The organism is Nocardia sp. NPDC003693 (assembly GCF_053981095.1).
On record NZ_JBSFNO010000036.1, the window covers coordinates 73,023 to 84,289 of the forward strand.

Below are 11,267 nucleotides of genomic sequence, written 5' to 3' on the forward strand. Positions count from 1 at the left end.
ATCAGTAGCAGGTCAGCGGGGCGAGGGGCTCGGCGGCGTGCGGGGTGAGCGAGGCGTAGGCCGCCGCGAGGGCCTTCACGCCCAGGCGGATGTCGGCTTCCTCGTGGGTGAAGGGCAGGCGGACGAAGCGTTCGAAGGCGCCCTGCACGCCGAAACGCGGTCCGGCGGCGAGTAATACGCCGTGATTGGGGGCGGTGGCGGCCAGGGCGGTGGAGACCGGCGCCGGGAGCTGGGCCCACAGCGACATGCCGCCCGCGCCGGGGGAGACGCGCCAGTCGGGAAGGTCCTCGGTGAGGGCGTCGAGCAGCGCGGCGCGGCGTGAGCGCAGCTGTTCGCGGCGGACGGTGAGAATCGGGTCCGCGTGCTGGAGCAGGTGCACGGTGGCCAGCTGATCCATGACCGGGGTGCCCAGGTCCATGGTGGAACGGGTGCCGAGCAGTTTGGTGATGAGCGTCTGGCTCGCGCGCACCCAGCCCACGCGCAGACCGCCCCAGAACGACTTCGAGGCCGAACCGATGGTGACGATCTCGGTGCCGCGCGCGAAAGCTGCTGCCGGCGGCATGATCTCGTGATCGGTGAGATGCAGATCGACCATGGACTCGTCCACGATCACCGTCATCCTGGTCTCGCGGGCGATGGCGGCCAGTTCCGCGCGGCCCTCGGCGCCGAGCAGCAGGCCGGTGGGATTGTGGTAATCCGGCACCAGGTAGGCCACGCTGGCCGCGGTTTGCCGTGCGGCACTGCGGATTCCGTCCAGATCCCAGCCGTCCGGGCGCAGCGGCACCGGCACCGGGCGCGCGCCGACGTCGCGGATCGCCTCGATGGCGTTGGGGTAGGACGGGTGCTCGATGAGCACGCGTTCGGCGGGGGTGGTGAGCACGTTCAGCAGCAGGCGCAGGCCGTGCTGGGCGCCGAGGGTGACCAGGATCTGATCCGGCTCGGTGGGCAGGCCGCGTTCGGTGTAGCGGCGGGCCAGGGCCTCGCGCAGCATGAGCATGCCGACCGGGTCCATGCCGTGCGTGCCGAGATAGGTCGGAAGCCCTTGCAGCGCGGCGGTATACGCGTCGGTCATCTCCGCGGGCGCGGCCATGGCGGCGTAGGTCATGTCGATGGTGGGCAGCTCCGGCTGGGCCATCATGGCGAGCAGGCTGCGCGCGGGTTTGGTGCCGTCGTGCACCACGGTGGGCGGCAGGGCCACGGTGCTGCGCGAGCCCTGCCGGCTGATCAGGTAGCCGTGCTCGCGCAGCAGCGCGTAGGCCGAGGTGACGGTGGTGCGGCTGACCGTGAGGGTGGTGGCCAGATCGCGTTCGCTGGGCAGGGCCACCCCGAGGGGTGCGCGGCCGTCGTGGATGAGCAGCCGGATGCTCTCGGCCAGGGCCACGTAGGCGGGGCGGGTGGCGCGGCGCGTGTTGTCCGCCGCGGCTGCGCCGGGTTCGTCGTGTCGCCAGCGGCCCAGATCGCGGGTCAGGCTCGCGGCGCCGATTACTCGAATGGCCATAAAGGCCAGTATCGGGGCACTGGATATTTTCTTCAAGTCCAGACCGGATCACCATGGAGAAATGATCGCTCTGCTCGCCTCCTTCCTGGTCGTCGCCGCCTTCGCCGGGATCGTCTACCGGTTCGCCCCCAAGTCCGGTGAACGCTGGGGCATTCTGCTGGAGCGCTACCGGCCGCATGCTCCGATGTCGGACTGGTCGGTCGGGGAGTACGACGGCGCTCGTCAGTACGCCGACCTGGCCGCCGTCGCCGCGCATCGGGAGCAACCCGATCCCGTGGCCGCGCCGCGGCGGGGGTGGCGGCGGGCCGGACTGCCGGATGTCGCGGTCGTGCCGTGCCGGACGGAAACAGTCCAGTTCTAGATAACTGGCCTTTGAATAGTGGAATTGTCGGTCCGCGCGTGCACACTGGCCCTATGTCCCAGCCGGACCGCCCGCTCGCCTCGGCGGCGCTCTTCGATACCGCGATCGGCACCTGCGCCCTCGCCTGGAGCCCCGCCGGGGTTTTCCGCTTCGCCCTCCCCGAGCCCGACCCGGCGGCGGTGCGGAAGTACATCCTGCGCCGCCACCGCGTCTTCGACGTTCGGGAAGCCGAACCGACGCCCGAGATCGCCGGGATCATCGAGAAGGTCCGCGCCCACCTGGCCGGCGAGCTCGACGACCTGAGCTGGATTCCGTTGGACACCAGCCCGATCAACGATTTCGACAACGCGGTGTACGCGATCACCCGGGCGATCCCGCCCGGCCACACCCTGACCTACGGTGAGGTCGCGAACCGGATCGGCGCCCCCGGCGGCGCCCAGGCGGTAGGCCAGTCCCTGGGCCGCAACCCGATCCCGCTGATCATCCCCTGCCACCGGGTCCTGGCCGCCGACAACGCCCTGACCGGCTTCTCCGCCCCCGGTGGCGTGAGCACGAAACAAACCCTCCTCGAAATAGAGCGCACCCCCGGCTTCGGCGAACCCACCCTCTTCTAGCGGTGACGCCGACCGCCGGTGCTGGCCGATGCGAGATCCGAATTCCGCACCGATGATGCTGATGCGCAGGCGCTTTCCGATGTGCGTCGAATACACCTGCGCAAAGATCATGCCGCCGAGCGTGATGCGGGTGATGGGTAATCGTTGGGTGCCGAGTGGCTTCGCCGGGCCGCGCGGCGCCGGATGCCGCGCGAGCCAGATGTCGCCGTATGCAACTGGGGCAGGGGAGCAGCCGCGCCAGCGTGATCACTCCCGGCGCGAGAGGTTGGACGCCGCTCAGTAGGGTTCTCGGCGGTTGAACCTCTCGTCCGATGGTGCTGGAGCACACGCGTTTTCCGGTGCGTGTCGGCTACACGTGCGCGCCGATGATGCCGCCGGCCGCAGCGCCCGCGACGCCACCGAGGACGGCCGCGCCCAGGCCCGCGCCGACGCCGCCGACTGCGGCGCCGATGGCAGCACCCACCGCCGTGCTGGTTCCCGCCACGGCTAGGGCTCCCGCGACGGCGCCGGGGACGGCGGCCGCGCCGCCGGTCGGCAGCCCGGCGACGGCCGCGCCCAGGGCCGTGCCCGCCGGGGTGCCCGCGACTCCCACGCCGAATCCGATGGCTGCGCCGACGGCGGCTCCGGCGGCGGCGCCCGCCACGGCGGCGGGGATGCTCGCGCCGACGACGCCGAGGGCGGCCCCGGCGACGATGCCGGCGGCGACCTTGTCGGCGCGGCCGGGCGCGAGACCGATGGACTGACCGCCCGTGGCGATGGCTGCCTCGGCGTGCGCGGCGAGGCCGTTCACGGTGTCCAGGACGGGGCCGGGGAGATCGTCCGGTACGGGGGAGGTGAAGTCGCCCAGGCGCAGGGTGCGGGGCGGGGGTGCGATGGGCGCGACCGGTTCGACGGGGACGGGCGCGTGCAGGGACTGCCAGTCGATGGGCGGAGCCGGGACCGACGCGTCGGGAATCGGGCGGTAGTTCGCGGGAACCGGGTAGTCCGGCATGGCCTCGAGCAGTCGCGGCAGCCGCCCCGGGGTCGTGACCCCGGGCTGCACCGGCCGGTCCGCGCGGTCGCCCGCCGGCACCCGAACCCCGGGCACGGCCGCGATCCCCGGCTGACCCGACCCGGAACCGGTTGTGGGAGAGGCGGGTACGTGCGGGCTCGTGAACCCGGGAGGCTGTAGCGAGTCGTCCGTCGACGGCGACGTCCGCGGATCCGGCGCCGTATCCCCCTGCGGCAAGCCCGTTCCCGTCGCCCCGGTACGTGGCCCGGCCACGTCCACGGGCTCCCCGGCACTCGAACAGCCCACCGCCATGGCCAGCGGAAGCGAGCTCAGCGCCATGATCCGCCGAACCCGGGACCGAACTGCCAGATACCGACCACTCATGCCGGTTCACCACCCTCTCATCAGGTTCCACCCCCTGCCCCGAAACCGCCCACACCGGTTCCCACGCAAGCGGACACCACTCCCAAACCGGTCAAATACCACCCTGACCAGCGCTTATCCACCCATCCTGGCTGTCCGCCCGCCCCAATCCTCGAGCTTCCAAAACCTCGCGCCACCCATGCTGGGCGTGCGCTAGCGCGCTCCTGGCCGTAGGAAGGCGCGGTGCCTCTCCTACCGCACCACGAGATCCGGACGAGGAAGCGGTCCATGTCGCCACAGCCCACGAAACCCCGCCCGCGCGGACTCCCCGGCTGCCCGTGCGCTCGCCCCGATGTCACCTCCGTGTCCAGTCGCGCCGTGGCACTCTGCGTTCGCCCCACCCCAACGTCTCTCACCCGGTTCATCCCCAATCCCGCACAGCCTGTGCGCAATTGTGGAAATCCGACGGCCCGGCGGCATCGGTCGAAACCCGCTCCCCGTCAGATGGTCCGGGTACACCGTCCCGCCTGCCGAGCCGACCTCGCCCGCCCGAGATTCCATTGCGAGCGCCGCCGTCAATGCTCGGGTAGCCGGTCCCGAGCCCCCACGGACTGCGAGGAGCTGTGGAGATCTGCGGACCACGACGGCAACCGAGATCCACTACCTTCCCTCGTGGCCTGCCGACATCACGAAGTCGATCCGCCCCGAGCAGAGAGCCGTACGGCTACAGATTGTTTCGCCAAATCCATCCCCAACCCGCACAGGCTGTGCGTGGTTGGGGAAACATGCGGGAGAAGGCCATTGGCCGGAGGCGTCGTGGAGCGGGTGTGCCGTGCGAGTCGCTCGGTCGCACGCTGATTCGGCCGGATCATCCCCAACTGCGCACAAGCTGTGGGCACTTGAGATACATGGGCGTTCGACTCGGCTCGAATTCACATGAGCTGTGGAGGCTGGGGAATCCTCGTGTCATCGAATCCGGTTGCGAACAGGCAGGTTGACTCGCCGGGCCACGCAGCCTGTGGATGACTGTGGAATTTGCGCGGTGCTGGTCCGGGATACGGAATCCTGTGTGCGCGAACTTGTTCGCAGTCTTCACAGCCCGTGTGGGTCGGACCTTGGGGACGGGTGTGGATGCGGGACAGCGGGGCTCCCGTCCGCGGCGGGCGCGTGCGGGAACCCCTGGGGCGTCAGAGGTTGGCGCCCGCCCAGGCTCCCGCTGCGCCGCCGCCGATCACGCCACCGACCGCGCCACCGACCGCAGCGCCGGCGAGGCCCGCCGCGGCCCCGCCGATGAGGCCGCCCGCGACGGCGCCGACACCGGCTCCGCCGGGCGCACCCAGTACGACGAACGGGGTTATGGCCGTGACGGCTGCGGTGAGGGCCGCACCTCCGAGTGCCAAAGCGCCGGGGATCGCGCCGACGCCGCCCGCCGCGGCTCCCGCCGCAGCACCGGCTGCGGCTCCCGCGAGCGTGGCGGCAGTGCCGAGGACGAACGGCACGGTGGCGGCCGCCACCGTGCCGACCACGGCTCCGACGCCCGCGCCGACGAGTGCGCCCGCCGCGGCACCGGCCACGGCGGCCGGAACGCCGACCACGGTCGCGCCGACCAGGCCGCCGCCCAGCGCGCCCGCCGCCGTCGCGGCGGCGATCTTGTCCGAGCGGCTCGGGTCGATGCCGATCGCCTTGCCGTGGGTCGCGACCGCGGCCTCGAAGCCGGCCGCCGCGTCGTTGACCGAGTTCAGGACGTCGTTCGGCACCTCGTCGGGGACCTCGGTCATGAAATCGCCGACGCGCAGGGTGCGCGGGGGCGGGGCGATGGGAACGACCGGCTCGACGGGCTGGGGGAAGTGCAGGGTTTCGAGCTGGACCGGCGGGGCCGGTTCGGTCTCGACCGGGATCGGGCGGCGATCCTGGGGGACGGCGTAATTCAGCTGGGGCGCGGGGGCGGGATCGACCGTTGTGCCGGGCTGGCGCGGGGACTGGGCGGGTGCCGCGGTGTCCGGGCCGGGGTTGTTCACGCCGGGCTGCGGGACCGCCTGGGCGATGCCCGCGCAGGCGATCGCGACGGCCACCGGCAGCGCGCCGAGGGCGGGTCGCAGCATGATGCGCGCGCCGCCGGTCTTGTTTTCTCGATGCCGACGACTCACGCCGAATACACCACCCTCATCAGGATTGGAACGGTCCCCCGGCGACCGGACCCGATCGCCTCGCGGATGTTAGCTGATGAGAAACCTGTGGTTCCAGAGCCGATTTCCGGTACCTGTCACCTGACGTGGTGGCTCGAGACATTTCCCACACCGTGCTGGTAAGGGCTGTTCGGAGACCCCGACCCCTAGACGGCTTCGGGTTTGCCCGAAGGTGACCCGCCGCGCATCAGCTCGGCGAGCGCCTCCCGATCGGTGACGTCGAGCTTGATGCACGCGCGATACAGATGCCCCTCCACCGTCCGCACCGACACCGTCAGCCGATCCGCGATCTGCCGATTCGAGAGCCCGGCCACCACCAGATTCGCGATCTCGCGCTCGCGGGAGGTCAGCGGCAGCGGCTGCGCGGACTGCCGCAGCGCGGGCGTGCTCGCCCCGCCGCACGCCGCCGCGAGCCGATTGGCCGCCGCCGCCGACTCCAGCAGCCGCCGCCGATCACCCGCCCGCTCGTGGGCGGACGCGGCCTGCGCCGCCGCGTCCGCCGCCGACAGAAACACCCCGATCCGCTCGAATTCCGCGGCTGCGGAATCCAATCCGGCCCCGTCGTGCGCCGCGACGGCGACCGCGTGCCTGGCCTGCGCCTGCACCAGCCGCCCGTCCACGCGGGCGGCGAGCTCCGTGAGCCGCCCGGCGACACTCGTATCGCCGAACCTGGCGGCGGAATGCAGTGCCAGCGCCTCGATGGCGTGCTGACGCGAGCGCGCGGCGGCGTCGGCCGCGCCCAGCGCCAGCCGGATCGCGGGCGTCGCGGTGCCCTCCGCCGCCACCTGCCAGGACCTGGCGATCTCCAGCTGCGGTTCGTACACCGCGCTGTGCCGCCCGCCGCGCTCCACCGCCGCGGCGATGGATTCGGCCGCGTCCCCGGCCCGGCCCAGCGCCGAATACGCTTCCGCGAGACGGAGTCTGGCCGGAAACATCCAGGCCGCCGCCCCCTCGGTGGTGAGCGCGGCCAAGGCCTGCTCGAGGTTGTCGATGCCGCGCGGAAAGTGCCCCTGCGCCACGTCGACGGTGCCCTGCAGGATCTTGGTCATCCCCCACGCGAGGTACTGCCCGGGCGAGGAATACGTGTAAGGGCTACTGGCACAACGCCGTGCGGCGTCGATGTCGCCGGTGAAGGTCAGCGCCAGCACCTCCGCGTGCGTGGACATGAACCGGTTGAGCCCGTCGATGTGCGATTCCACCGCGTGCCCGCGTGCGGCGTACGTGCGCGCCTCGTCGCCGCGGCCCATGAGCGCCAGCGCGAGACCGCCACCGAAGGCCGCCCACCACACCGCCCACGGCGGCGAGTCCGCCGCGGCCATGACCGGTTCGGCGCAGGCGACGGCCTCCTCGAGCTTGTTCTCGTTGACCGCGCAGGCCGAGGCCAGCCCGTCGAGCGTGGCCACCACCTTCGGATGGGTGGCCCGGGTGCGCACGGAGGTCAGCACCGCGTCGGCGCGATCGGCATCGCCCATGGACCACAGCAGATTCGAGACCCGGGTGCTGCCCCAGCGCGCCAGCTGCACCTCGGTGAGATTGTCGGGATCGAAGACCGCCAGGGTGCGCTCGGCCTCGATGCGATGTCCCTGCCACAGCAGTGCCCGAGCCAGCAGATCCGCGGCCTCCACCCCGCCCCGCCGTTCCACCGCCGCGCGCGCGAACCGTTCGCCCAGTGGCAGATTCGCCAATCCGATCGCATCCGCCGCAGCCGCCTCGAACAGTTCCAGATCGGCGGATTTGTCACTCTCCAAAGCCAATTCGGCCAGCCGGATGCGATCGGACGCGGAGTTGATCGGCCGTTCCCGGAGCGAGGAGTACAGCCGCCCGCGCAACCGCCGCGCCGAGGCGATGCCCAGCCTGCGCCGGATCACCTCGCCGAACAGCGGATGGTTGTAGCGCACGAGCAGCTGGTGATCGTGCTCGGCGATCCGGATGACACCGCGTGATTCGGCCGCCTCCACCGCCTCCTCGCCCGCCAGCTCGGACAGCACGTCCAGGTCGATGGGCTCGCAGAAGGTCAGCAGTTCGAGCACCCGCAGCACCGAATCCGGCAGCTGCTCGACCCGATCCTCCAGCAGCGCGGCCAATTCCGAGGTGACGGCCGCGCGCCCGCGCAATTGCCACACCCCCTTGACCTGCCGGAGACTACCCGCTTCCAGCGCGCCCTCCACCAGGTGCCGCAGGAAAAGCGCGTTCCCCCCGGAGGATTCCCACATGAGGTTGGCGGAGAGCCCCTCCAGCTGCCCGCCGAGCATGTTCTCCACCAGCTCCACGCTCTGGCGTTGAGTGAAGGGGGACAGGTCGATTCGCAGCAGATGCCCGTCCTTCCACAGCGAGGTCACCGCGTCCGGCACCGGCACCCCGCTGCGCACGGTGGCGACCACGCGCGCGGCCTTGTCGATGGCCAACTGCAGCAGCAGAGTTGCCGAGAGCTGATCGAGCAGGTGGGCGTCGTCGACGCCGATGACGGTGTGCCCGTCCGCGAGCAGCGCCTCCCGGGCGGCGGCCATGAAGGTGACGGGGTCGTGCGCGGTGTACACCCCGACCATGTGCGCGAAGACCCCGAGCGGGATGCTGCGCGCGGATTCGGTGCCGGCGACCCAGCGAATCTTGGTGCCCTTGCCCGCGCCCACCGCGGCGGTCGCGAGCCGCGCCAGGGTGGTCTTTCCGACACCGGCGTCGCCGGTGAGGACGGCTCCGACGAAGTCGTTCCCGGTCAGCGCGGCGGTGATCGTTTCGAGTTCGTGCTCACGTTCGACCATCGGCCAATTCCGAGGCATGAATCAACTGTAGATCGCGGATGCTTCGTGAGCGGGGGGAACGAACCGGACCCGAAATAGTCTCCGATCAGGCAACACGCCCGCGATGACAGGTCTACTCGTTGACCAGCCGCAGTGCCGGGCTGTGCGCCTGCCGGCGATCGACCAGCCACACCATGACGCTCTGATCGGCGGCCGGGTCCAGGGTCTCGACCTCGACCTCGAGGGTGCCCCGCAGCGGATGCGCGATGCGCAGCAGATGCGAGCGGTAGTCGGTGACCCGGTGTTCGCGCCAGCGGCGGTCGAACTCCGGGAACCGCTGCAGGTCGGTGATGCGCGCCTCGAGGGTGTCGTCGTCGGCGAAGCGGGCCTGGGCGTTGCGCAGCGCGGAGACGATCACGTCGGCGGCCTCGGACCAGTTGACGAAATAGCGCGGGGCGTCCGGGTGCGCGAAGACGTAGTAGGCGAGATTGTTGTGCGCCGCGGCCTCGAACATGCCGATCGGCTCGGCCAGATCGCGCCAGGCCGGATTGGAGGCGAGCAGGTCCAGCCAGCGCCCGAGTACGAACGCCGGGGTGGGGTGCAGCGCGTCGATGACCGCGCGCAGGGTCTCGGAGACCTCTTCCCCGGCCTGCCCGCTCTTGGGGCAGTGCGCCTTCTGCTCCATGCCCATGGCGAGCTTGCCGAAGTGGTGCCGTTCGACCTCGTCCAGTCGCAGCGCGTCCGAGAGCGCGCCCAGGACCGCCATGGAGGGATTGGTGTCGCGGCCCTGTTCCAGGCGGGCCAGATAGTCCGCGCTCACCCCGGCCAGGGCGGCGACCTCCTCGCGGCGCAGCCCGGGGGTGCGCCGGCGCCGGCCCGCGGGCAGGCCGACCTGTTCGGGCTGCAACTGGCCGCGGCGGGCGATGAGGAACTCGCCGAATTCGGATCTGGACACCCCACCATGGTGCCCTGTCCATGATCGGTCCGGGTGTCGTTATCCCCGCCCTGTGAGTACCAGGATCAAGAAGGTGTGGCTAACCGGACTGAGGTCCGCTTGACTGATCGTCATGACCACTTCCGAGCAGACCACCCTCGCACCCGGCGCCTGGGAACTGGACGCCCACCACTCCTCCGTGAACTTCACCGTCCGCCACCTGGGGATTTCCAAGGTACGCGGCCGCTTCAACCGCTTCGAGACCAGCTTCGTCGTCGACGAGTCCGGTAGGGCCGCCATCGAGGCGACCATCTACTTCGACTCCTTCGACACCGGCAACGAGACCCGCGACGCCCACGTGCGCAGCGCCGACATCCTGGATGTGGAGAATCTCTCCACCCTGGTCTTCCGTGTCCCGGCTCCCGTCGACCTGGCCGAGGAGTTCGAGGTCACCGGCGAGGCCACCATCGGCGGCATCACCAAGCCCGTCACCCTCGACGTGGAGTGGGGCGGCGTCGAGGTCTTCGCCGGCGACCAGAAGAAGCACGCCGGCTTCAGCGCCACCGGCACCATCAAGCGCAGCGACTTCAACGTCGCCCCCGGCCTCCCGGCCGCGATGCTCAGCGACAAGATCGCGATCGAGCTCGACATCCAGCTGGTCGAGCCCGCCGCGTAAACCCCGTCTGCTCGAAAAGCGAAGCGGCGACGCCCTTTCGGGGCGCCGCCGCTCGGCGTGTCACGCGGGCCGATCAGGCCCGCGGGGGAATCACTCCGCCCAGACGCTCTCGATCGGGGTACCCGCGGTCGGCGGCGGGGTCGGGGTGCCCGCCGGGGTGCGCGAGAAGCGCGGGGCGGGCGCGTGCTGCACCACGCCCTCGATCTCGATCAGGCCGGTGCGGGCCTGGATGTGCGGGTTCTGCTCGGCCTCGGTGAAGGTCAGGACCGGCGTGGTGCAGGCGTCGGTGTGCTCGAAGATCGCCCACCACTCGTCGCGGGTCTTGGTCTTGAACTTGTCGGTGAACAGCTTGCGCAGCTGGTCCTGGCCGTTCGGATCGATCTGGTAGGGCAGGCCCTCCGGGTCGATCTCGAGGCCCTTCAGCAGCTCCGCGTAGAACTGGGGCTCGATACAGCCCACGGCCATGTACTTGCCGTCGGAGGTCTCGTAGGTGTCGTAGAAGGCCATGCCGGTGTCGAGCAGGTTGGTGCCCCGCTCGTCCGACCACAGGCCCATGCCCTTCATGCCCCAGATCATGTGCGAGAGCGCGAGCGAGCCGTCGATCATCGCGGAGTCGATGACCTGGCCCTTGCCCGAGTTCTGCCGTTCCACCAGCGCGGCCAGGATGCCGAACACCAGGAACATCGACCCGCCGCCGAAGTCGCCGACCATGTTCAGCGGCGGCACCGGGCGCTCGCCCTTGCGGCCGATGGCGTTGAGCACGCCGGTCAGCGAGATGTAGTTGATGTCGTGCCCGGCGCGATCGGCCATCGGGCCGTACTGACCCCAGCCGGTCATGCGGCCGTAGACCACCCAGGGACTGGCGCTCCTTCGGCGCGACGCGCACGTCGACGCCCTTGGCCTGAT

Annotated in this window: 9 protein-coding genes; 3 read left to right on the forward strand and 6 right to left on the reverse strand. The window is 70.9% G+C overall.

Translation table 11 applies throughout. The annotated features are described in order from the left end of the window. Window position 1: 1 nt before the first annotated feature. Window positions 2-1,498, reverse strand: a complete 1,497-nt coding sequence (gene yczR, locus ACWDOP_RS30575; protein ID WP_456347817.1) for a MocR-like transcription factor YczR — start codon at window positions 1,496-1,498, stop codon at window positions 2-4. Between the two features lie 61 nt (window positions 1,499-1,559). Here yczR and ACWDOP_RS30580 point away from each other — a divergent pair, with 61 nt between their 5' ends. Further along, window positions 1,560-1,859 (forward strand): hypothetical protein, encoded by a 300-nt coding sequence (locus ACWDOP_RS30580; protein ID WP_456347818.1) that lies wholly within the window; start codon window positions 1,560-1,562, stop codon window positions 1,857-1,859. 53 nt (window positions 1,860-1,912) lie between these two features. Next, window positions 1,913-2,473 carry a methylated-DNA--[protein]-cysteine S-methyltransferase gene (locus tag ACWDOP_RS30585; RefSeq protein WP_454204517.1) on the forward strand — a complete coding sequence of 187 codons (561 nt, stop codon included), beginning with the start codon at window positions 1,913-1,915 and terminating at the stop codon, window positions 2,471-2,473. A gap of 349 nt (window positions 2,474-2,822) precedes the next feature. On the opposite strand, the gene ACWDOP_RS30590 is transcribed toward ACWDOP_RS30585, so the two are convergent. From ACWDOP_RS30590 to ACWDOP_RS30605, 4 genes are all read right to left on the reverse strand, one after another. After that, the gene (locus ACWDOP_RS30590) at window positions 2,823-3,560 is read right to left on the reverse strand and encodes a hypothetical protein (protein WP_456347819.1); all 738 of its coding nucleotides are present in this window, start codon (window positions 3,558-3,560) and stop codon (window positions 2,823-2,825) included. 1,454 nt (window positions 3,561-5,014) lie between these two features. Continuing rightward, window positions 5,015-5,974, reverse strand: coding sequence for a hypothetical protein (locus ACWDOP_RS30595; RefSeq protein WP_456347820.1), 960 nt, complete (start codon window positions 5,972-5,974; stop codon window positions 5,015-5,017). Window positions 5,975-6,159: 185 nt separating this feature from the next. Beyond that, a complete protein-coding gene (locus ACWDOP_RS30600; protein WP_456347821.1) occupies window positions 6,160-8,790 on the reverse strand; it encodes a LuxR C-terminal-related transcriptional regulator in 2,631 nt (876 codons plus the stop codon). 94 nt (window positions 8,791-8,884) lie between these two features. Continuing rightward, a complete protein-coding gene (locus ACWDOP_RS30605) occupies window positions 8,885-9,706 on the reverse strand; it encodes a helix-turn-helix transcriptional regulator (RefSeq protein ID WP_456347822.1) in 822 nt (273 codons plus the stop codon). 112 nt (window positions 9,707-9,818) lie between these two features. Here ACWDOP_RS30605 and ACWDOP_RS30610 point away from each other — a divergent pair, with 112 nt between their 5' ends. Beyond that, window positions 9,819-10,361 (forward strand): YceI family protein, encoded by a 543-nt coding sequence (locus tag ACWDOP_RS30610; protein WP_456347823.1) that lies wholly within the window; start codon window positions 9,819-9,821, stop codon window positions 10,359-10,361. Window positions 10,362-10,451: 90 nt separating this feature from the next. Here ACWDOP_RS30610 and ACWDOP_RS30615 read toward each other — a convergent pair. Beyond that, window positions 10,452-11,267, reverse strand: an 816-nt coding sequence (locus tag ACWDOP_RS30615) for a CoA transferase (protein WP_456347824.1), incomplete at its 5' end; no start/stop codon positions are given.

Coding starts and splice junctions, on each gene's coding strand:
- ACWDOP_RS30585 (WP_454204517.1), top strand. CDS start 1,913: ATGTCCCAGCCGGACCGCCCGCTCGCCTCGGCGGCGCTCTTCGATACC.
- yczR (WP_456347817.1), bottom strand. CDS start 1,498: ATGGCCATTCGAGTAATCGGCGCCGCGAGCCTGACCCGCGATCTGGGC.
- ACWDOP_RS30610 (WP_456347823.1), top strand. CDS start 9,819: ATGACCACTTCCGAGCAGACCACCCTCGCACCCGGCGCCTGGGAACTG.
- ACWDOP_RS30580 (WP_456347818.1), top strand. CDS start 1,560: ATGATCGCTCTGCTCGCCTCCTTCCTGGTCGTCGCCGCCTTCGCCGGG.
- ACWDOP_RS30600 (WP_456347821.1), bottom strand. CDS start 8,790: ATGCCTCGGAATTGGCCGATGGTCGAACGTGAGCACGAACTCGAAACG.